Raw genomic sequence first — 22010 nt, 5'->3', positions numbered from 1 at the left:
TTAGCAGGACTGGCCCCGGTTGCCAACAAGCAGCGCACAAAGCATGAAATTTTGTTGCGCAGGATCAGCAAGCGTAGCGGCAAAGTTTGACGGTTTTATTACCGTGATAAATAAAACCTCTTTTTTAAAATTATTCTGACTTTGTCATAAAACTTTCATTGCAGAACGATAAAAACCATCCTGTTTTTTTCACGGGGACACTCCCAATGAATAGTTGCGCGTTAGATAAATCAGGACTGAAAATGAAAAAGAGCACTCTGGCATTAGTGGTGATGGGAATTGTTGCATCGGCATCCGTGCAGGCAGCAGAAGTGTATAACAAGAACGGTAATAAACTGGATGTGTATGGCAAAGTGAAAGCGATGCACTATTTCAGCGATGATAATGCAAAAGACGGCGACCAGACCTATATCCGTTTTGGCTTTAAAGGCGAAACGCAGATCAACGATCAGTTGACCGGTTACGGTCGCTGGGAAGCTGAATTCGCCGGCAATAAAACCGAAAGTGAGAGCGGTCAGAAGACGCGTCTGGCATTTGCCGGTCTTAAATTTGGTGAGTATGGCTCGTTTGACTACGGTCGTAACCTCGGCGCGCTGTATGACGTCGCCGCCTGGACCGACATGTTCCCGGAATTCGGCGGTGACGGCCTGGCGCAAACCGATAACTTCATGACCAAGCGCGCCAGCGGCCTGGCCACTTACCGCAACACCGACTTCTTCGGGATGATCGACGGCCTGAATATGACCCTGCAATATCAGGGCAAAAACGAAAATCGCGACGTGAAGAAACAGAACGGTGACGGCTTCGGCACTTCACTGAGCTATGACTTCGGCGGCAGCGACTTCGCGATTATCGGCGCATACGCCAACTCTGACCGTACCAATGAGCAGAATCAGCAGGCGCGCGGCCAGGGGCAAAATGCAGAAGGCTGGGCGACTGGTCTGAAATATGATGGTAACGATATTTACCTGGCCACAATCTATTCTGAAACCCGCAACATGGCGCCAATCTCCGGCGGTTTTGCCAATAAAGCGCAGAACTTCGAAGCCGTTGCGCAATATCAGTTCGACTTTGGTCTGCGTCCGTCTCTGGGCTACGTGCAGTCCAAAGGCAAAGATATTGAAGGCGTTGGTGATGAAGATATCGTGAAATATATCGATGTCGGCATGACGTACTATTTCAATAAAAACATGTCCGCCTTTGTTGATTACAAAATCAACCAGATCGATGACGACAATAAACTGGGCGTGAGCAGCGATGACATCGTTGCGCTGGGTATGACTTATCAGTTCTGATGATACATTGCCGGATGGCGTTTCGCGCATCCGGCATTTTTCGCTTTATGCGCTTAACTTCACCGGTTCATCGGCGAAATCGTCAGCAGGTTCCAGCGAAAGCTGTAGTGAGTTCAATAACTCACGCAGCTTCTCGTGAAATTCTCGCAGGGTATATTCCAGTCGCTCAACCACTTCGGTATCCTTAATCGGAACCGCCTTCCAGTCCCCCGCTTTGTCAAACAGACCAAACTGGTAACTGTAAGTGAAGCGATTTTCCTGTGCTTCCAGTTCCATCCACCAGCCCCAAAATTCGCGCAGCTCAGGCGCAGGCTTCACGTTGACGCAAACTGCCAGGCAATCGAAAAAGAATCGATTATCTTCGCACTTGCCTTCACGGATGTAAGGACCTAGCGCGGTAAACTTCTTAATCAACCTGCTCTTCGGGTGTCCACTCGGTAACGTCATTGCGATCTCCTGTTATGAAGCAACTGTTTTACCAAAACAGTAGAATTTAGCAAATTATTAACACAATCTCTTTTCAATCCAGTGCGTGATTTCCTGGAGCGCTTTGTCAAAATTGCGATACACCGGGTTAAACGGTATCTCTAAAAGTTTACCATCGGCGGATGAAGAGGTGATTAAACGCGACTCTTCCTCCGGACTGAACGGATCGTTCTTCCAGAAGCCCGACAGCATGGGCGTCGGGCAGCGTCTGCCGAGCAGTCCCTGCACCTTCAGCGAGTAGCGATTAAGCTCAACGCACAGCGCGTCGTCGGAGGCGTCGTGCATCCCCAGCCGGCTCGCCAGCACGTCAAGATACATTTCCGGTACGGCGCGCTGGCGTTGCACGTCGCTAAGCAACGCGTGTACAACCGGGCCGAGGCAGGCTACCGCTTTCAGACGCGGCGACTCAAGATAAGCGAGGCGCACCGCCACGTTCGCGCCAAAGCGGAAACCAAACGCCGCCACGCGGGTGTGGTCCACCCACGGTATGTTAGGCAACGCTTTCAGCACATGCTGATGCAACAGGCTGGAATCCTGAGTGAGTTTCCACTTCGACGAGAACCCTACCGACGGCATATCCAGCGTCAGCATGGCGATGCCGCGCGGGGCGAAGTAACGCTCATACAAGGTGTAATAATCAGTTTGCATGGCGTCGAGGCCGCCGCACATCAGTACGGTCGGGAACGGCCCGTCGCCTTTCGGCATATGTAAAAAGCCGGTCACGGGCGAACCGCCGGGAATAGCGAACTCCATTTCACGCAGCGTACCGGGCAACCGCTGCGCCGCCTCTTCATAAGCCCGGTTAGCCAACGCCTGCGCCTGCTCAGCCAGCTCGTCGCCTTTCAGATGTGGGTAGGCGGCAATATTATACAGCGTGGACGCATGCAGCCAGTGGCGACCGCTGCGTTCAGCGTCCTGCTCCTGACAAGCCTTCTGCTGCCAGTCCATCGCCTGTTTCGACCATTCATAAATCCAGTTGCCGCCGCGGTAGCCAACCACCGTATCGTACAGTTCAGCGTCGGTGCGCTCGGCTTCGCTCATGACGATGCGCGCCTGCACGTCGAGGATTTCCCACGGGTCCACGCCGCGCCAGATCCACATCAGGCGGTTAATCATACGATACCAGTGGGGAACGTTTTTACCGTCCAGCGTGGATTGCACCGGCGACTGCGTACCGGCATTGAACCGACGAACCAGGGTCGACGTTTCAGGATGTTTAAAGCGGGGTTTGAACAGGGTTTCACTGAGGTTAGCCTGTGACATGCGTGCAGCCTCCTTAAATACTTACTGAGGCTTATTGTAACCTGTCATGGCGTAAAGAGAACAACGCCCGGCATTGCCAGGCGTTGAAACGTGCGGAGATTAGCGACCAGAAATCGGCGGAACGAAGACCACGCCCATGTCCCATGGCTGCTCAATCCAGGTATCCTGCGGGATATCAATAACATAGTCGTCAACCAGCGGACGGCCTGCCGGTTTGGCAAAGATCGTGACGAAGTGGGCTTTCGGATACATTTCGCGGATAGCCACCGCGGTTCCACCGGTATCGACCAGATCGTCGATGACGATAAAGCCTTCACCGTCGCCTTCCGCGCGCTTGAGCACTTTCAGTTCGCGCTGGTTGTCGTGATCGTAGCTGGAGATGCAAACGGTATCGACATGACGAATACCCAATTCACGCGCCAGTAATGCGCCCGGTACCAGACCACCACGGCTAACGGCAATAATGCCTTTCCACTGTTCTGAAGGCATCAGGCGAGCTGCCAGTTTGCGTGCGTGAATCTGCAACATGTCCCAGGTGACGACGTATTTTTCGCTCATGTGAAGTGTCCCAGCCTGTTTATCTACGGCTTAAAAAGTGTTCGAGGGGGAAATAGGTTGCGCGAGATTATAGAGATCTGACGCAGCAAAAACCAGTGTTTCGCGGTATCCGCCCCTCTTTTTACGTGCTTTATACTACCCGCCGACAAAGAAAGTGGTATTCTCAACCGCATTGCGCAAGCCTGACTTGTGGTAATGATTAACCTGCTAACCCTGTGTGCGACAAGCCTGTTTGCCGTACACCGATGAGGAGACTCAACGTGTCTGAACTGTCTCAGTTATCACCACAACCGCTGTGGGATATTTTTGCCAAAATCTGCTCCATTCCGCATCCGTCCTATCATGAAGAACAGCTCGCTGAGCACATTGTTGGCTGGGCGAAAGAGAAAGGTTTCCACGTAGAGCGCGACCAGGTCGGTAATATCCTGATTCGCAAGCCCGCGACCGCAGGCATGGAAAACCGCAAGCCGGTCGTGCTGCAGGCGCACCTCGACATGGTGCCGCAGAAAAATAACGACACCGTACACGATTTCACCAAAGATCCTATTCAGCCCTATATCGACGGCGAGTGGGTAAAAGCGCGCGGCACCACTCTGGGGGCAGACAACGGCATTGGTATGGCCTCTGCGCTGGCGGTTTTAGCCGATGACAGCGTAGTCCACGGACCGCTGGAAGTGCTGCTGACCATGACCGAAGAAGCCGGAATGGACGGCGCGTTTGGTCTGCAGGCCAACTGGCTGCAGGCGGACATTCTGATCAATACCGACTCTGAAGAAGAGGGTGAGATCTACATGGGCTGCGCAGGGGGGATTGATTTTACCTCTAACCTGAAGCTTGAGCGCGAAGCCGTTCCGGCGGGCTTCCAGTGCGTTAAGCTAACCCTGAAAGGGTTGAAGGGCGGCCACTCCGGCGGCGAAATCCACGTTGGCCTCGGTAACGCCAACAAGCTGCTGGTGCGCTTCCTCGCCGGTCATGCGCAAGAGCTGGATCTGCGTCTGGTCGACTTTAATGGCGGCACCCTGCGTAACGCGATTCCGCGCGAAGCGTTTGCCACCGTTGCGGTTGCGGCTGATAAGGTCGAGGCGCTGAAAGCGCGGGTCAATACTTACCAGGCTATCCTGAAAAACGAACTGGCAGAGAAAGAGAAAAATCTCGTGGTTCTGCTGGAAACGACGACCAACGAGAAAGCGGCGCTGACCGCGCAGTCTCGCGACAGCTTTATTCGTCTGCTGAACGCGACCCCGAACGGCGTGATCCGCAATTCTGACGTCGCCAAAGGCGTGGTGGAAACGTCGTTAAACGTGGGCGTGGTCACCATGACTGACGACAACGTAGAAATTCACTGCCTGATCCGTTCGCTGATCGACAGCGGTAAAGACTACGTGGTGAGTATGCTGGATTCTCTCGGCAAGCTGGCAGGCGCGAAAACCGAAGCGAAAGGCGGCTACCCGGGCTGGCAACCGGATGCTAACTCGCCGGTGATGCACCTGGTGCGGGAAACCTATCAGCGTCTGTTCAACAAGACGCCGAACATTCAGATCATCCACGCAGGTCTGGAATGCGGTCTGTTCAAAAAACCGTACCCGGACATGGACATGGTTTCCATCGGGCCAACCATTACCGGTCCGCACTCGCCGGATGAGCAGGTTCATATCGAAAGCGTGGGTCATTACTGGACGCTGCTGACGGAACTGCTGAAAGCGATCCCGGCAAAATAAGTCGGTAATCCATACCGGATGGCGCTACGCCATCCGGTCGTCTATAACCCCAGCAGTAACTGCCGCTCCAGCTGCGGGTCAAGCAGCGTAACGTGTAATCCCACCAGACGAACGCCTCGCCCTCCCCGTCTTTCGTCCCAGGTTTTACGCGCGGTAGAAAGTAAATCGTCTTTGTTCAACCGCGGCCAGACGTGTTCCTGGGTGGTTTGCTGAAAATCATTAAATTTTAATTTCACCCCCTGACGGGCGATTAATAAATCCGGCTTGACCTTTGCCAGACGGCGTTCAAGCTCGGGGTATAAGCGCTCGATGATTGCCTCACATTCCGACCAGTGATGAATATCTTCCGCCATCGTCCGTTCGACACCCACGGATTTTCGCAGGCGCTCGCTGTTGACGTCCCGCCCGTCAATTCCCTGACTGCGCTCCCAGATAATGCGTCCGAATTTGCCAAAGCGTTTTAACAGCGTCGCCAGGTCAAAATGCTGAATATCGCCGCAGGTACGCAGTCCCATACTTTCCAGTTTTGCCGCAGAGACTTTTCCCACGCCGGGGATTTTTTCCAGCGGCAGCGTTTCGAGAAATGCCGGAACGTCTGCTGGCGTGATCACGTACTGCCCGTTTGGTTTATTCAGATCAGAAGCGATTTTTGCCAGAAATTTTACCGGTGCGACGCCCGCAGAAGCGGTCAACCGCAGTTCGTTAAAAATGGTCTGGCGAATTTCCTGAGCGATAAGCGTCGCGGAGCCATGACAGTGGGTGCTGTCGGTGACGTCAAGATAGGCCTCGTCCAGCGAGAGGGGTTCAATGCGCGAGGTGTAGCGGGAGAAAATTTCGCGGATATGTTCTGACGCTTCTTTATACGCATCGAAACGACCGGGTAATAAGGTGAGGTGCGGGCATAACTTTAACGCCATTCCGGTGGGCATCGCGCTGCGCACGCCAAACTTTCGCGCCGGATAATTGGCAGTGCTGATCACGCCACGCCGCTCCCGGCTGCCGCCAATGGCGATGGGAATATCGCGCAGCGCGGGGTTGTCGCGCATTTCAACCGCGGCGAAAAAACAGTCCATATCAACATGTATGATTTTACGCATCGCCCCTCCCGCACACTGTTTAAGTATACAGTATTTTTAGGGAATGAGAAGTCAATGAAGAACCCATAATGTGGTGTCAAAAGAGATGCAATTAAAGAAATGTCTTAATTCGTTTTAGCGTAAAGTGTAAACACAACACGCGGGGCTTGCGAAAAACTGCCGTGGTGCTAATGTGAGCGCTTAAAATCCAGATTCGTCCGATTTTGGGTACTGATATTTGCCGTTCTGGCATGTGTAACCGTTTTATCAAGGAACAAGCAGTATGCGTAAAATCGCATTGTTTATTGCGATGCTTTTGATCCCGTGCGTGTCATTCGCCGGTTTGCTGAGTAGCAATAGCTCCACGACGCCGATCAGCAAAGAGTATAAGCAGCAGTTGATGGGTTCGCCTGTCTATATTCAGATCTTTAAAGAAGAGCGCACGCTTGATCTCTACGTTAAGATGGGCGAACAGTACCAGTTGCTCGACAGCTATAAGATTTGTAATTACTCCGGCGGTTTAGGCCCTAAACAGCGCCAGGGAGATTTCAAAAGCCCGGAAGGTTTTTACAGCGTTCAGCGTAGCCAGCTCAAACCGGACAGCCGTTTCTATAAAGCCATTAACATTGGCTTTCCTAACGCCTATGACCGCGCACACGGTTATGAGGGCAAGTATCTGATGATTCACGGCGCCTGCGTGTCCGTTGGCTGCTACGCCATGACCGACAGCGGGATTGACGAGATTTTCCAGTTCGTCACCGGCGCGCTGGTGTTTGGCCAGCCGAGCGTTCAGGTCAGCATCTACCCGTTCCGCATGACCGACGCCAATATGCAGCGTCACAAGTACTCTTATTACAAGTCGTTCTGGGCGCAGTTAAAGCCAGGCTACGACTACTTTGAGCAGACCCGCAAGCCACCGACCGTTTCCGTTGTCGATGGCCGCTATGTGGTCAGCAAGCCGTTGAGCCACGAGGTGGTTCACCCGCAGCTGGCGTCAAACTATACGCTCCCCGAGACAAAATAACGCCCACTCGCCTGGCATGATCTTTTGCCAGGTTTCATTGCCCGTCAGCGGTTGAGTGGCGATCACCGAGACCACATCGTTAGGTGTGGTCTGCGAGCTGAAGTCAATTTCCACATCCTGATCCAGCAGCGTAGCAACGCCAAACGGCGCCCGGCGCGTGATCCAGTACAGATTCGTTGAGCAGAACGCCATCACATAGCGTCCGTCTGACAGCAGCATATTGAACACGCCTTTTTCCCGCAGCCCCCCCGCCAGCGTCGCGATATATTTAAACACCGAGGCCATGTTGCCCGGCGTGCGTGGGTAACGCAGGGTGAGCTTATGCAGCATCCAGCAAAACGCCTTTTCACTGTCTGTTTCGCCAACCGGACGGAAGTTGCCGGTTTCGAGAGATTTATAACCGCTAAGCTGCCCGTTATGGGCATACGTCCAGTTACGCCCCCACAGCTCGCGGGTAAAAGGATGGGTGTTCTCCAGCGCCACTTCGCCGCGATTCGCCTGACGAATATGGGCTATCACCGAGCAGGATTTTATCGGATACTCCTGTACCAGTCTGGCGATGGGGGAGTTAAAGCTGGGCTGGGGATCTTTAAATGTGCGACAGCCTTTGCCTTCATAAAAGGTGATACCCCAGCCGTCTTTATGCGGTCCGGTGCCGCCCCCACGCTGTACCAGCCCGGTAAAACTAAAGCAAATGTCGGTGGGCACATTGGCGCTCATCCCGAGCAGTTCGCACATATATCACCTCCACAACAGCGGGGGACCAGTTTGCCCCCCAGCGAAGCCTTACTTAACCATCTCTTTTTCGATCAGTTGGATCAGGATATGGATCACTTTAATGTGGATTTCCTGAATACGATCGGCGTAGCCAAAATGCGGCACGCGAATTTCGATATCGGCCGTTCCCACCATTTTGCCGCCGTCTTTGCCAGTCAGGGTGATCACTTTCATGCCCTTTTCGCGCGCTGCGGCGATGGCTTTGATCACGTTGCCGGAATTGCCGGACGTGGAGATGCCTAACAGTACATCGCCTTCGCGCCCCACGGCTTCGACGTAACGAGAAAAGACGTAGTCGTAGCCAAAATCGTTGCTGACGCAGGAAATGTGGCTGACGTCAGAAATGGCAATCGCCGGATAGCCCGGACGGTTTTCACGGTAACGGCCGGTCAGTTCTTCCGCAAAGTGCATAGCGTCGCAGTGGGAGCCGCCGTTGCCGCAGGAAAGCACCTTACCACCCGCTTTAAAACTGTCTGCCAGCAGGACCGCCGCGCGCTGAATGGCGTGAATGTTGGCGTCATCTTTTAAAAAGTTAGCCAGCGTTTCCGCCGCTTCGTTCAGTTCGTTACGAATAAGATCCTGGTACATGAGGATATCCTTCAGCATGAATGTAAATGACAGAATGCAGTGTACCGGATAGCACCGGAAGCGAGAAGCACAAGCCTCGCTCATCCCCCGCCCTTTTGATTTTTCGTGCCGCGACAAACGGCAACAATGTGAGCTTCGTTGTAATTATTTTGTAAACACATTGCTAAAAGAATTTACATCCACTACAACCTAATCATCACAAGTGGTCAGACCTCCTACAAGCAAGGGAGCTTTTCGTTATGATGATTTTGAGTATTCTCGCTACGATTGTTTTGCTCGGCGCGCTGTTTTATCACCGCGTGAGCTTATTCCTTAGCAGCCTGATCCTGCTCGTATGGACGGCAGCACTCGGTGTGGCCGGACTGTGGAACATCTGGCTGTTGGTGCCTCTGGCCATTATTCTGGTGCCGTTTAACGTGACGCCAATGCGCAAGTCGATGATTTCCGCGCCGGTGTTCCGCGGCTTCCGTAAGGTCATGCCGCCAATGTCGCGCACCGAAAAAGAAGCCATCGATGCCGGGACCACCTGGTGGGAAGGCGATCTGTTCCAGGGGAAACCGGACTGGAAAAAACTGCACAATTACCCACAGCCGCGCCTGACCGCAGAAGAACAAGCGTTTATTGACGGTCCGGTAGAAGAAGCGTGCCGCATGGCGAACGATTTCCAGATCACGCATGAGCTGGCGGATCTGCCGCCCGAATTATGGGCCTTCCTGAAAGAACATCGCTTCTTTGCGATGATCATCAAAAAAGAGTACGGCGGTCTGGAATTTTCTGCCTACGCCCAGTCGCGCGTGTTGCAAAAACTGTCCGGCGTTTCCGGGATTCTGGCGATTACCGTTGGCGTACCCAACTCATTAGGGCCCGGGGAACTGCTGCAACATTACGGTACCCAGGAGCAGAAAGACCACTATCTGCCTCGCCTGGCCCGCGGTCAGGAAATTCCCTGCTTTGCGCTGACCAGCCCGGAAGCGGGTTCCGATGCGGGAGCCATTCCGGACACCGGTATCGTCTGTATGGGTGAATGGCAGGGTCAGCAGGTGTTGGGGATGCGCCTGACCTGGAACAAGCGTTACATCACGCTCGCGCCGATCGCCACCGTACTGGGGCTGGCGTTTAAGCTGTCTGATCCGGAAAAACTGCTGGGTGGTGAAGAAGAGCTCGGCATTACCTGCGCGTTGATCCCCACCTCGACGCCTGGCGTAGAAATTGGTCGCCGCCACTTCCCGCTGAACGTGCCGTTCCAGAACGGTCCAACGCGCGGCAAAGATGTCTTTGTGCCGATCGATTACATCATTGGCGGGCCGAAAATGGCCGGTCAGGGTTGGCGTATGCTGGTCGAATGCCTCTCGGTCGGCCGTGGGATCACCCTGCCGTCAAACTCGACGGGAGGACTGAAGTCCGTTGCCATGGCGACCGGCGCTTATGCCCATATCCGTCGTCAGTTTAAAATCTCTATCGGTAAGATGGAGGGTATTGAAGAACCGTTAGCGCGCATCGCCGGTAACGCCTACGTGATGGACGCAGCGGCGTCGCTGATTACCTATGGCATTATGCTCGGTGAGAAACCGGCTGTCCTGTCGGCCATTGTGAAGTACCACTGTACGCATCGCGGTCAGCAGTCAATCATCGACGCGATGGATATTACTGGCGGTAAAGGCATTATGCTGGGCGAAGGCAACTTCCTTGCCCGCGCTTATCAGGGCGCGCCAATCGCGATTACCGTTGAAGGCGCGAATATCCTGACCCGCAGCATGATGATCTTTGGTCAGGGCGCGATACGCTGCCATCCGTATGTACTGGAGGAAATGGCCGCCGCGCAGAACAACGACGTTAACGCATTCGATAAGCTGTTGTTTAAACATATCGGTCACGTCGGCAGCAATAAAGTTCGCAGTTTCTGGCTGGGTCTGACGCGCGGCCTTACCAGCACCTCGCCAACCAGCGACGCAACCAAACGTTACTACCAGCATCTTAACCGTCTGAGCGCAAACCTGGCGCTGCTGTCCGATGTTTCTATGGCGGTGCTGGGCGGTAGCCTGAAGCGTCGCGAGCGTATCTCCGCGCGTCTGGGGGATGTATTGAGCCAGCTGTATCTGGCCTCGGCGGTGCTGAAGCGGTATGACGATGAAGGCCGTCATGAGGCTGACCTGCCGCTGGTTCACTGGGGGGTTCAGGATGCGTTGTATCAGGCAGAGCAGGCCATTGACGATCTGTTGCAAAACTTCCCAAATCGTCTGGTTGCCGGTCTGCTGAACGTGGTGATCTTCCCGACCGGTCGTCACTATCTGGCGCCATCGGATAAGCTGGATCATAAAGTGGCGAAAATCCTCCAGGTGCCAAACGCGACGCGCGACCGTATTGGCCGCGGCCAGTACCTGACGCCGAGTGAGCATAATCCGGTAGGCCTGCTGGAAGCAGCATTGCGTGACATCATTGCCGCCGAACCAATCCACCAGCGGATCTGTAAAGAGATTGGCAAAAACCTGCCGTTTACCCGTCTGGACGAACTGGCGCAGAACGCGCTGGCGAAAGGCTTGATCGACAAAGATGAAGCCGCCATTCTGGTCAAAGCCGAAGAGAGCCGTCTGCGCAGCATCAACGTGGATGATTTCGACGCCGATGCGCTGGCGACACAGCCGGTAAAGCTGCCGGAGAAGACGCGTAAAGTCGAAGCGGCATAACGCTTTCGCCTCATCGTTTAGCCCTGCTCCGGCAGGGCTTTTTATTGCCCCCGTTTCCTGAAACCTCGTGCTACAGTGTTTGGATGCTGTTCAAAAAGGAGTATCGACCATGCCTGGCCTGAAAATTACGCTGCTGCAACAATCGCTGGTGTGGATGGATGGTCCCGCTAATTTACGTCATTTTGACCTGCAGCTTGAACTTATGAGCGGACGCGATCTGATCGTTTTGCCGGAGATGTTCACCACAGGCTTTGCCATGGAAGCCGCCAGCAGCGCGCTTTCTCAGGAGGACGTGATTGACTGGATGCGAGGCAAGGCGCGACAAACAAATGCGATGATTGCCGGTAGCGTAGCCCTGCCAGGCGAGACAGGAGCGGTAAACCGCTTTTTGCTGGTTGAGCCCGAAGGAACGGTACACTTTTACGATAAGCGTCATTTGTTTCGCATGGCGGACGAGCATGAATATTATCAGTCGGGTGACACCCGAAAAGTGGTCGACTGGCGCGGCTGGCGGATCCTGCCGCTGATTTGCTATGACCTGCGCTTTCCGGTGTGGTCGCGTAACCGAAACGACTACGATCTGGCGCTGTACGTCGCCAACTGGCCCGCTCCCCGTTCGCTGCACTGGCAGACGCTGCTGGCGGCGCGCGCTATCGAAAACCAGGCTTACGTGGCGGGATGTAATCGCGTCGGCACCGACGGCAATGGACATCACTACCGAGGCGACAGTCGGGTAATCAATCCTCAGGGCGAAATCATTGCGACCGCGGACGCCCACCAGGCGACACGGATCGACGCAGACCTGTCGCTGAGCGCACTGAAGGAATATCGGGAAAAGTTTCCCGCCTGGCAGGACGCGGACGGGTTTACGTTATGGTAAGAGATGTTGAAGCCATGCAAAAACGACGAAAGCCTGAATCATTGCTGATTCAGGCTTTCTGAATAGTGGCGGAACGGACGGGACTCGAACCCGCGACCCCCTGCGTGACAGGCAGGTATTCTAACCAACTGAACTACCGCTCCGCGTTGTGTTCCACTTGGGAACGAAGCGCATATTACGGATTGGTATGCACCTCGTCAACGCTTTTTCTCATGTTTTTAATCGTTTGCTCTAAATTTCACCCGGACGGCGATTTTTACATCATTAACGGCCTGACTTACGCCCGCCAAAGGCAGCTTCCGCCCTTTTTCTCAACCAGGTCAAGACGCGATTCATGGGCGGCGACCTCCTCATCAGAGGCAAAAACAACGCGTAGTTTGCGAGCCTGACGCACAAGACGCTGGATTGTCTCTTCACCCTGTTGCTGCTGAGTTTCCCCTTCCATGGCAAAAGTCATCGACGTTTGTCCGCCCGTCATCGCCAGATAAACGTCGGCCAGGATCTGGGCATCGAGCAATGCGCCGTGAAGCGTACGTTTGCTGTTATCGATCTCATAACGCGAACATAACGCATCAAGGCTGTTGCGCTTGCCGGGGAACATCTTTCTTGCCAGCGCCAGACTGTCGGTAACTTTACAGAAGGTGTTGGTTTTAGGGATATCGCGATTGAGCTTCGCGAACTCGTAATCCATAAAGCCGATATCAAACGACGCGTTATGAATCACCAGCTCTGCGCCACGGATATAGTCGAGAAACTCATCGGCCACTTCGGCAAAGGTTGGCTTATCCAGCAGAAACTCATCCGCAATTCCGTGAACGCCGAACGCTTCCGGGTCCACCAGCCGGTCAGGCTTAAGATAGATATGAAAGTTATTGCCCGTCAGACGCCGGTTGATGACTTCCACCGCGCCGATCTCAATGATCTTGTGCCCCTCGTAGTGCGCGCCAATCTGGTTCATACCGGTGGTTTCGGTATCGAGGACGATCTGTCGTGTAATTGCAGTGCTCATAGCGGTCATTTATGTCAGACTTGTCGTTTTAGGGTTCGATTCAATTACAGGAAGTCTACCAGAGATGCTTAAACAGGTAGAAATTTTCACCGATGGCTCCTGCCTGGGTAATCCCGGTCCGGGAGGTTATGGGGCGATTTTACGCTATCGCGGACGCGAGAAAACCTTTAGTGAAGGTTATACCCTCACCACCAACAACCGCATGGAGCTCATGGCGGCGATCGTTGCGCTGGAGGCGCTCAAAGAACATTGTGAAGTCATTTTAAGCACCGACAGCCAGTACGTGCGCCAGGGGATTACTCAATGGATCCACAACTGGAAAAAACGCGGCTGGAAAACGGCAGAGAAAAAGCCGGTAAAAAATGTCGATTTGTGGAAACGGCTTGATGCAGCGCTCGGCCAGCATCAAATAAAATGGGAATGGGTAAAAGGCCACGCAGGCCATCCGGAAAACGAACGCTGCGATGAGCTGGCGCGCGCAGCAGCCATGAACCCAACCCGGGAAGATGTCGGTTATCAGACAGAAGAAGCTTAAGCGTCCGGTTTGCGAAATTGCCGGGTGGCGCCCACGGCCTGGGGAATTCGCGCTTTGGTTTTGCTCTGTTTCATTGGGTTAAGCGTAAGCGGAATCGTGCGCTTACGCGCCACAATCGTCTGCATACAGCCCAATGCAGGAAGATGCGCGCTCAGCATTTTTCCGCCGTTCTTTTTCCACGGCAGCACATGAAAGCGGCTGTAATACATCACCTCAAAATTCAACAAGGACAGCCAGTCCAACTGGCGCATCAGCGTAAACATTCGGCTATTGTAAGGAGGTGACTTACGCAGCACCGGCACCAGCTTACGCAGCCCCATCAGGCTCACCGGGTTAAAACCGCTGAGCACCAGCCAGCCATCATCAATCAGTACACGATCGGCTTCGCGCAGTAGACGGTGAGGATCGTCGCACCAGGGGAGCGTGTGCGCCAACAGGCAGACATCGACCGATTTCGGGGCGAAAGGAAGATGTAGCGGATCGGCCTGAACCTGGACAGGCGAGCCTTTGGTCGACACATTGACCTGATGAGACACCGCGCAGGCTTCTGTGTTGATTTCTGCGCTTAAATTGCCCACTTTAAGCAGGTGAAATCCATACATTTTAGCGAACCACGGATTAAGCTGTTGTTCCAGCGCCTCACGATAGTACTCGCCCCAGGGCAAATCGCCCCAGCGATCGGGTGCTACAACTGTCTGAGGGTTCCTTGCCGGTTTCATCACAACCATCCGTTACGCATAGAGAGGTAATAAATGAATCTTAACAGTATTCCGGCGTTTGAGGACAACTACATCTGGGTTCTGAGTGATGACGAAGGTCGTTGCCTGATTGTCGATCCGGGCGACGCCGCGCCAGTCCTGCACGCCATTGCCGAGAATCATTGGCAACCCGAAGCCATTTTATTGACGCATCACCATAACGATCACGTTGGCGGGGTAAAAGAACTGGCGCAAAACTTTCCACACCTGGTGGTATACGGACCGGCAGAAACACAAAATAAAGGCGCTACGCATATCGTCAAAGAGGGCGATTCCGTGCCCATTTTGGGACATGAATTTAGCGTATTCGCTACCCCGGGTCACACTTTAGGACATATCTGTTACTTTAGTCATCCTTACCTTTTTTGCGGCGACACGCTTTTCTCGGGCGGTTGCGGACGGCTATTTGAAGGGACTGCCAGCCAGATGTATCAATCCCTTAAAAAAATAACTGCACTTCCTGATGATACGCTTGTTTGCTGTGCTCATGAGTATACGTTAGCAAATCTTAAGTTTGCTTTAAGCATTCTTCCGCACGATTCGTTCATAAATGATTATTATCGTAAAGTTAATGAGTTACGGGTAAAAAAACAAATGACACTACCCGTAATTCTGAAAAATGAGCGGCAAAATAATATTTTTCTGCGAACAGAAGATCCTGATTTAATTAATGAAATTAACAAAGAAACAATATTGCAACACCCTGAACAGCGTTTTGCATGGTTAAGGTCAAAGAAAGACACCTTCTGACAATTCCGGGTTGCCTTTTCAAAACTTCGCCGTTATGATCGGTCGTCTTTTAAGCAACTATTGACACACACATGAAGGCAAAAGCGATATTACTCGCCTCTGTCCTGCTCGTGGGTTGCCAGTCGTCTCAAAACGCAGGCAATGTCCAACAGCACGCACAGAGCCTTTCTGCAGCTGGTCAAGGGGAAGCAGGAAAGTTTACGAGTCAGGCGCGATGGATGGACGATGGGACGTCCCTCGCGCAGGATCAAGACTTGTGGGCTTTCATTGGCGACGAGCTAAAGATGGGAATTCCGGAGAATGACCGGATTCGCGAACAGAAACAAAAGTATTTACGCAATAAGAGCTATCTCCACGATGTAACTTTACGGGCAGAGCCGTATATGTACTGGATAGCCGGGCAGGTTAAGAAACGTAACATGCCGATGGAACTGGTACTACTACCCATAGTGGAGAGCGCTTTTGATCCTCACGCAACGTCTGGCGCCAATGCCGCAGGTATCTGGCAGATCATTCCGAGCACGGGACGCAATTACGGTTTAAAACAGACCCGCAATTATGATGCGCGTCGCGATCTTGTGGCCTCCACAACCGCAGCGCTCGACATGATGCAGCGTCTGAACAAGATGTTTGATGGCGACTGGTTACTGACCGTAGCGGCGTATAACAGCGGCGAAGGTCGGGTCATGAAGGCAATCAAAGCGAACAAGGCGCGTGGAAAATCCACTGACTTCTGGTCGTTGCCGTTGCCGCGTGAAACGAAGCTGTATGTGCCTAAGATGCTGGCCTTGAGCGATATTCTTAAGAACAGTAAACGTTACGGCGTGAGTCTGCCCACCCCGGACGAAAGCCGGGCACTGGCGCGTGTACGCTTGAGCAGCCCGGTTGAAATGGCGCAGGTTGCAGACATGGCGGGGATCTCCGTCAGCAAGCTGAAGACCTTTAACGCGGGAGTGAAAGGCTCCACGTTGGGCGTTAGCGGTCCACAGTATGTGATGGTGCCAAAGAAGCATGCAGAGCAACTGCGTGAGTCGCTGGCTTCCGGCGAGATTGCTGCCGTGCAGTCTACGTTGGTGGCCGATAACACGCCGCTGAACAGTCGTAGCTATACCGTTCGTTCAGGCGATACACTTTCCGGCATTGCTTCGCGTCTCGGCGTGAGCACCAGAGATTTGCAGCAGTGGAATAAACTGCGCGGATCATCGTTGAAAGTGGGCCAAAGCCTGACGATCGGCGCTGGCAGCAGTGCACAGCGACTGGCCAATAACAGCGACAGCATTACCTATCGCGTGCGGAAAGGCGATTCGTTGTCGAGCATTGCTAAACGTCACGGCGTAAACATCAAAGATGTGATGCGCTGGAACAGCGATACGGCAAATCTGCAGCCGGGTGATCAGCTGACGTTGTTTGTAAAAAACAACGCTACGCCGGACTCCTGAAGGCGGTAATAAAAATAAAGGCACTGGATTCCCCCCAGTGCCTTTTTTATTTATGCCGCTTTGTGGGCTTCAACCATTATCGTGTCGCTGCAGAATGAACCGTCGCCCTGTAAGTCGAAGTAAGCTTTTACTTCTGCCGAGGCACTCTCCTGATAAATACGGATCGCCTCCACCAGCGCTGCGGGAGTTCGCATTCTCGTAACCCATGAATGGAATTCCAGCGACAGACGATCGGTCAATAACGAGTCGGCCACGAAACTCGCCTCGCTGATCAACGACAGCCACTCGCCAGCAGAATAATTACGCACGTGAGAGGTGTCCCGCAACGCTTCAACGGTCTGTAACCAGATATCCCGTACCGGATGTCCTGGGGACATAACATCCATCACGATCAATACCCCGCCCGGCTTCAGTACCCGATTCACTTCCCGCAACGCCCGTCCGACATCATGCCAGTGATGTGCGGAGTATCGGCTGATAACCACGTCAAAAACGCCGTCTTCAAATGGCAAGGTTTCGGCATAACCCTGACGGGTAGTGATATTGCTAAACCCCTTCTCGTTTGCGGCGTGAGCGACAACATCGAGCATCTGAGAGGATAAATCATACGCCACCACCTCTTTGACGTTCTGCGCCGCGACGAAGCTGGCATGGCCGGCGCCACACCCCATGTCCAGCAAGCGGGCCTGCGGCAAAGAGAACAAGCGTGCTGCCAGACGCTGTAAGTCGCGTCCGGAGGCATGTACTGCGCTGGTTAAATAAGCGCTGGCCTGAGAGCCAAACTGTTTTTCAACGTTATCGTGGTGGGAATGGGATGTCATTGTGCTGTCCTTTCGTTGTTGACAAGATAAAGGGCAGCACCGCAGACAGGTCTGCCCCAACGGCAGACCTGACTCACCTTATTGATCAGGTTTGCCGGGACTGAATTCGACGAGTAGCGGATTGTGATCGGAAGCGCGCGTCACCAGTACGGAAGCCTCGCTGACGTTCAGACCACGGTAAAAGACAAAATCGAGAGGACGACCAAACGCCCGACGGCGCTGATCGTCAGTAAAGCGAACCTGCCGCAGGGACATCTCACGCGCAAAGCGATACAGCGCATTCATACGACGTCGGCTCCAGGCGTTAAAATCACCGGCCATAATCACCGGACCACTGTGATGCGCTATCTGGTCGCCGATGGGAAGTAACTGCTTACTGTACACATCAACCCCCAGACTAAAGTTCACTGCGTGAATATTCACGACCATCAGCAGTCGCGTATCCGGTAACGGATAGACCGTGACCAGTGCAGACTTGGCGAGACGCAGTATCGGCTCACGCTCGCGAAGAGGACAACAATAAACCGGATGCGCGGCTGACAGCGTCATCACCCCGGACGGGTGCTGCGGCAACACAAACGCCGGTACCTGATCGGCCGCCAGATAGTTAGCGGTCGCAAACTGGACCAGCTCCGGCGTGGTCTGTGCTTCCTGTAATAACACCAAATGCGCGTCTTTACCGAAATTTTTCAGCACCGACAGCCATTCGGCCCGCTGCTGCTTGAATATGTTCCACACCAGGATGCGTATCCGATCTTCACTGCTTAACGGCGCCCCGGCGGGTAATGCCTGGCCGATGCTCGAAAACGACCCGGGCGGCAATATCCGCTCAGCGGGTTGTCCGGCAACGTAGCGCATGGCATAGGTGTTTTTTCGCACTTTTAACTTTCAAACCTCTGTAACGTCAACCAGTCCGGTGTCGGACTGGTTCTTCTGTTATAGGGATTTTAGCTCACACTTTCAACGACCAATTACTGTTTGTTTGTAAGTAAGCGCTGACTTAAGCCACTTACCCCAGTGCGACCACGCGTTGCGGCTTGTCCATTCGGCCACTGACGCCAAGCAATAAAAAAGCGCCCAAAACAATCAGCGCGCCGATCCACGGCGTCTGCGCCAGCCCAACATGCTCAACCGTCTGCCCGCCAATCACCGATCCCAGCGCAATGCCAATATTAAAGGCGGCAATATTCAGCCCCGACGCGACATCAACCGCATTTGGGGTAAACAGCTCAGCCTTTTGCACGACATAGACCTGCAGTCCCGGAACATTGCCAAACGCGAAAATCCCCATCACCAGTATCGTTGCCAGCGCAGCGTAGTGCAGGGTGGCCGTGAACTGAAACACCATCAGCAGGAGAAACAACGCCGCAAAGATAAATTTTAGCGCGGGTACCGCACCATGCTTATCTGCCAGTCTGCCGCCCCAGATATTCCCCACCGCCACGGATACGCCATATCCCAGTAAGATCCAGCTCACCGCTGAGGGTGAGAAACCCGCAAGCTCCTGCATCATCGGCGCGAGAAAAGTAAACGCGGTAAAGACGCCGCCATACCCGAGCGCGGTAATGGCATAAATAAGCAGCAAACGTGGATGCGTTAATACGCGCAGTTGATCGCGGAGGGATGCCGCGGCGCGTCCGGGTATGTTCGCCGGAATCAATAGCTGGCTGCCGATCAGCGCGATAACGCCTAACAGGGAAACCGCCAGAAACGTTTCACGCCAGCCAACATGTTGACCGATAAACGTCCCCAGCGGCACGCCAGTGACCAGAGCCACTGTCAGCCCACCAAACATAATGGCAATGGCGGATGCCGCTTTCTCTTTTGGCACCAGACTGGTCGCGATGGTGGAGCCAACGGAGAAAAATACCCCGTGAGCCAATCCGGTAAGTAGCCGGGCAATAATAAGGGTGGTGTAACCCGGCGCCTGCCAGGCCAACAGATTACCCGCCGTGAACAATACCATCAGCGCGACCAGGAGCTGCTTACGCGGTAAGCGCCCTGTCAACGCGGTCAGCACTGGCGCGCCAATAGCAACACCCAGCGCATAGATAGAAACCAGCATCCCCGCCGAAGGAAGGGAGACAGATAACTGTTCGGCAATGGTCGGCACCAGCCCCACAATCACAAACTCGGTGGTACCAATAGCAAATGCGCTTATTGTTAGCGCGAATAACGCGAGAGGCATAAATTACTCCAGTTCATCACTATTCAGATGACACGCAGTATGCCGGGATGGTTTAATTACAAAAATATCCAAAATAACAATACAATTTTGCTTCAGAGGCAAAAATGAAAGCAACATCGGAAGAACTTGCTATCTTTGTATCAGTGGTGGAAAGCGGAAGCTTTAGCCGCGCAGCGGAACAACTTGGTCAGGCAAACTCAGCAGTCAGCCGGGCCGTTAAAAAACTGGAAATGAAGCTTGGCGTCAGTCTCCTTAACCGTACTACCCGTCAGCTCAGCCTGACGGAAGAAGGCGAACGTTACTTCCGGCGCGTGCAGTCCGTACTGCAGGAGATGGCTGCGGCAGAGACCGAGATTATGGAGACGCGAACCACGCCGCGTGGCCTGCTGCGCATTGACGCGGCCACGCCAGTCGTTCTGCACTTTCTGATGCCGCTGATTAAACCGTTTCGTGAGCGTTATCCAGAGATTATCCTTTCTCTGGTTTCTTCCGAGACCTTTATCAATCTTATTGAACGGAAAGTGGATGTGGCTATCCGCGCGGGCACATTGACGGATTCGAGCCTGCGCGCCCGACCATTGTTTACCAGCTACCGTAAAATTATTGCCTCGCCAGAGTATGTATCGCGTTTTGGTAAACCCGAGACGGTAGAAGAGTTGAAGCAGCACCTTTGCCTGGGCTTTAGCGAACCGGTCTCGCTTAATACCTGGCCCATCGCCTGTCGCGACGGTCAGCTTCACGAAATTATATGCGGTATTTCATCGAATAGCGGAGAGACGCTTAAACAGCTTTGCCTTAGCGGCAACGGCATTGCCTGTCTGTCAGATTATATGATTGATCGGGAGATCGAGCGGGGTGAGCTGATTGAGCTCATGGCCGATAAACGTTTGCCGGTAGAGATGCCATTCAGCGCGGTGTATTACAGCGATCGCGCGGTGAGTACTCGCATTCGGGCGTTCATCGACTTTCTGAGCGAACATATCAAAACAGCTCCCGAAGGAGCTGTCTGAAAGGGAGAAGGCACAGATCAGGAATTAATCCCACTCTGGCGCCAACCCCTCGGGACTGACCAGGCGATCGTTACAGTCCAGCGTGGCGATTGCGTGTTTATCTTCAGCATCCAGCTTCAGATTCAGCGCCTGAAGATTACTCGCGAGGTTTTCCCGTTTTGTGGAAGAGGGAATGACTGAATAGCCTTCACCTATTGCCCACGCCAGGATCACCTGGGCTGGCGTTGCGCTATGCTTCGCTGCAATACGGGAAATCACTTCATCATTCAGAGCTTTACCATACGCCAGGGTCATGTAAGAGGTGATATGGATGCCGTGCTGTTTTGCCCACTCAACCACTTTACCGTTTTGCAAATAAGGCGACAGCTCAATCTGATTTGTCGCGATATTATCAACGCCTACGGCGGCAATGGCTTTTTCCATCAATGGGATAGTGAAGTTCGAGATACCGATTTCACGAGTGAGTCCTTGCTCTTTCGCTTCCAGCAATGCCTGCATAAATTCTGCAACCGGAACAGCATCATTAGGCGAAGGCCAGTGGATTAGCGTCAGATCGACATAATCGGTACGTAGCTTTTTAAGACTTTCTTTCAGGCTGGGAATGAGCTTGTCTTTGCTCAGATTTTCAGTCCAGATCTTGGTGGTGATGTATAAGTCACCGCGTGGAATGCCGCTTTCTGCAATCGCCTGCCCTACTGCCGCTTCATTGTCATAAATTTGTGCCGTATCGACAGCACGATAGCCCAGCGCGAGAGCTGTTTTCACGGACGCAATAACCACGTCGTCCTTAAGACGAAAAGTACCTAAACCAAATGCCGGGATAGCCATAAAATTCCTCGTTAATTCTGTATGTTTGTAAACTCAAAGGATTATGACTTTCTGGTGCAGCTGGAAAAAGAGCGTAAAGCGCAGAGGATTTTTGCGAATTTGGCAATAATGGAACGGCAGGCAAAGAAAAAGCCCTGAGTGTTAACTCAGGGCTCTTAATAAGTGGCGGAACGGACGGGACTCGAACCCGCGACCCCCTGCGTGACAGGCAGGTATTCTAACCAACTGAACTACCGCTCCACCGAATTTTTCTACAACCACTGATTTTTACATCAGTCTACTGCTTAATTTGATGCCTGGCAGTTCCCTACTCTCGCATGGGG

General features: G+C 53.4%; 21 protein-coding genes and 2 tRNA genes. 9 read left to right on the top strand and 14 right to left on the bottom strand.

The window, feature by feature from the left end:
• Positions 1–242 precede the first annotated feature (242 nt).
• Positions 243–1295, top strand: a complete 1053-nt coding sequence (phoE, locus tag APU02_RS20945) for a phosphoporin PhoE (protein WP_060571109.1) — start codon at positions 243–245, stop codon at positions 1293–1295.
• 45 nt (positions 1296–1340) lie between these two features.
• On the opposite strand, the gene crl is transcribed toward phoE, so the two are convergent.
• The 3 genes from crl to gpt form a co-directional block, all read right to left on the bottom strand.
• The gene (gene crl, locus APU02_RS20940; RefSeq protein ID WP_042286152.1) at positions 1341–1742 is read right to left on the bottom strand and encodes a sigma factor-binding protein Crl; all 402 of its coding nucleotides are present in this window, start codon (positions 1740–1742) and stop codon (positions 1341–1343) included.
• A 57-nt stretch (positions 1743–1799) separates the two neighbouring features.
• On the bottom strand, positions 1800–3044 hold the full coding sequence (gene frsA / locus APU02_RS20935; RefSeq protein ID WP_042286154.1) for an esterase FrsA: 1245 nt from the start codon (positions 3042–3044) through the stop codon (positions 1800–1802).
• 99 nt (positions 3045–3143) lie between these two features.
• The gene (gpt, locus tag APU02_RS20930) at positions 3144–3602 is read right to left on the bottom strand and encodes a xanthine phosphoribosyltransferase (protein ID WP_003863205.1); all 459 of its coding nucleotides are present in this window, start codon (positions 3600–3602) and stop codon (positions 3144–3146) included.
• Positions 3603–3862: 260 nt separating this feature from the next.
• Between gpt and pepD the strand changes: the two genes are divergently transcribed.
• Complete coding sequence (pepD, locus tag APU02_RS20925; protein ID WP_060571108.1) at positions 3863–5320, top strand: cytosol nonspecific dipeptidase; 1458 nt, start codon at positions 3863–3865, stop codon at positions 5318–5320.
• Between the two features lie 41 nt (positions 5321–5361).
• On the opposite strand, the gene dinB is transcribed toward pepD, so the two are convergent.
• Positions 5362–6417 (bottom strand): DNA polymerase IV, encoded by a 1056-nt coding sequence (dinB, locus tag APU02_RS20920; RefSeq protein ID WP_060571107.1) that lies wholly within the window; start codon positions 6415–6417, stop codon positions 5362–5364.
• A 262-nt stretch (positions 6418–6679) separates the two neighbouring features.
• On the opposite strand from dinB, the gene dpaA reads away from it, so the two are divergent.
• Positions 6680–7420 carry a peptidoglycan meso-diaminopimelic acid protein amidase gene (gene dpaA / locus APU02_RS20915; RefSeq protein ID WP_042286159.1) on the top strand — a complete coding sequence of 247 codons (741 nt, stop codon included), beginning with the start codon at positions 6680–6682 and terminating at the stop codon, positions 7418–7420.
• Here dpaA and APU02_RS20910 read toward each other — a convergent pair.
• Together APU02_RS20910 and lpcA are read right to left on the bottom strand one after the other, a co-directional pair.
• Complete coding sequence (locus APU02_RS20910; RefSeq protein WP_042286160.1) at positions 7391–8158, bottom strand: class II glutamine amidotransferase; 768 nt, start codon at positions 8156–8158, stop codon at positions 7391–7393. The two genes, dpaA and APU02_RS20910, sit on opposite strands and share 30 nt — an antisense overlap.
• Positions 8159–8206: 48 nt before the next feature.
• On the bottom strand, positions 8207–8785 hold the full coding sequence (lpcA, locus tag APU02_RS20905) for a D-sedoheptulose 7-phosphate isomerase (RefSeq protein WP_060571106.1): 579 nt from the start codon (positions 8783–8785) through the stop codon (positions 8207–8209).
• A gap of 239 nt (positions 8786–9024) precedes the next feature.
• Here lpcA and fadE point away from each other — a divergent pair, with 239 nt between their 5' ends.
• A complete protein-coding gene (gene fadE / locus APU02_RS20900) occupies positions 9025–11469 on the top strand; it encodes an acyl-CoA dehydrogenase FadE (protein ID WP_060571105.1) in 2445 nt (814 codons plus the stop codon).
• A 109-nt stretch (positions 11470–11578) separates the two neighbouring features.
• Positions 11579–12349 carry an amidohydrolase gene (locus APU02_RS20895; protein ID WP_060571104.1) on the top strand — a complete coding sequence of 257 codons (771 nt, stop codon included), beginning with the start codon at positions 11579–11581 and terminating at the stop codon, positions 12347–12349.
• A 66-nt stretch (positions 12350–12415) separates the two neighbouring features.
• Here the strand turns inward: APU02_RS20895 and APU02_RS20890 are convergent.
• A tRNA-Asp gene (locus tag APU02_RS20890) sits at positions 12416–12492 on the bottom strand.
• 134 nt (positions 12493–12626) lie between these two features.
• The gene (dnaQ, locus tag APU02_RS20885; RefSeq protein ID WP_082636886.1) at positions 12627–13358 is read right to left on the bottom strand and encodes a DNA polymerase III subunit epsilon; all 732 of its coding nucleotides are present in this window, start codon (positions 13356–13358) and stop codon (positions 12627–12629) included.
• Positions 13359–13422: 64 nt separating this feature from the next.
• Between dnaQ and rnhA the strand changes: the two genes are divergently transcribed.
• Positions 13423–13893 (top strand): ribonuclease HI, encoded by a 471-nt coding sequence (gene rnhA / locus APU02_RS20880; RefSeq protein WP_042286171.1) that lies wholly within the window; start codon positions 13423–13425, stop codon positions 13891–13893.
• Here the strand turns inward: rnhA and APU02_RS20875 are convergent.
• Positions 13890–14612: a class I SAM-dependent methyltransferase gene (locus tag APU02_RS20875; RefSeq protein ID WP_042286174.1), complete on the bottom strand. Its 723-nt coding sequence runs from the start codon at positions 14610–14612 to the stop codon at positions 13890–13892. The two genes, rnhA and APU02_RS20875, sit on opposite strands and share 4 nt — an antisense overlap.
• Positions 14613–14645: 33 nt before the next feature.
• Here APU02_RS20875 and gloB point away from each other — a divergent pair, with 33 nt between their 5' ends.
• Complete coding sequence (gene gloB / locus APU02_RS20870; protein ID WP_042286175.1) at positions 14646–15401, top strand: hydroxyacylglutathione hydrolase; 756 nt, start codon at positions 14646–14648, stop codon at positions 15399–15401.
• A 71-nt stretch (positions 15402–15472) separates the two neighbouring features.
• Complete coding sequence (mltD, locus tag APU02_RS20865; RefSeq protein ID WP_042286177.1) at positions 15473–16840, top strand: murein transglycosylase D; 1368 nt, start codon at positions 15473–15475, stop codon at positions 16838–16840.
• 50 nt (positions 16841–16890) lie between these two features.
• On the opposite strand, the gene APU02_RS20860 is transcribed toward mltD, so the two are convergent.
• From APU02_RS20860 to APU02_RS20850, 3 genes are all read right to left on the bottom strand, one after another.
• Positions 16891–17661: a class I SAM-dependent methyltransferase gene (locus tag APU02_RS20860; protein WP_060571103.1), complete on the bottom strand. Its 771-nt coding sequence runs from the start codon at positions 17659–17661 to the stop codon at positions 16891–16893.
• A gap of 78 nt (positions 17662–17739) precedes the next feature.
• Positions 17740–18540, bottom strand: coding sequence for an endonuclease/exonuclease/phosphatase family protein (locus APU02_RS20855; RefSeq protein WP_042286179.1), 801 nt, complete (start codon positions 18538–18540; stop codon positions 17740–17742).
• A 130-nt stretch (positions 18541–18670) separates the two neighbouring features.
• On the bottom strand, positions 18671–19849 hold the full coding sequence (locus APU02_RS20850) for an MFS transporter (RefSeq protein ID WP_060571102.1): 1179 nt from the start codon (positions 19847–19849) through the stop codon (positions 18671–18673).
• Positions 19850–19953: 104 nt separating this feature from the next.
• On the opposite strand from APU02_RS20850, the gene yafC reads away from it, so the two are divergent.
• Positions 19954–20859, top strand: coding sequence for a DNA-binding transcriptional regulator YafC (gene yafC / locus APU02_RS20845; RefSeq protein WP_060571101.1), 906 nt, complete (start codon positions 19954–19956; stop codon positions 20857–20859).
• A gap of 24 nt (positions 20860–20883) precedes the next feature.
• On the opposite strand, the gene dkgB is transcribed toward yafC, so the two are convergent.
• A complete protein-coding gene (gene dkgB / locus APU02_RS20840; RefSeq protein ID WP_060571100.1) occupies positions 20884–21687 on the bottom strand; it encodes a 2,5-didehydrogluconate reductase DkgB in 804 nt (267 codons plus the stop codon).
• Between the two features lie 163 nt (positions 21688–21850).
• Positions 21851–21927: transfer RNA gene (locus APU02_RS20835), tRNA-Asp, on the bottom strand.
• Positions 21928–22010: the final 83 nt, after the last annotated feature.

Source organism: Citrobacter sp. 50677481 (assembly GCF_001463265.1).
Lineage (GTDB): Bacteria > Pseudomonadota > Gammaproteobacteria > Enterobacterales > Enterobacteriaceae > Citrobacter_A > Citrobacter_A sedlakii.
The sequence above is the reverse complement of the archived record's forward strand: the minus strand, read 5'-3'. Positions and strand labels throughout refer to the sequence as shown.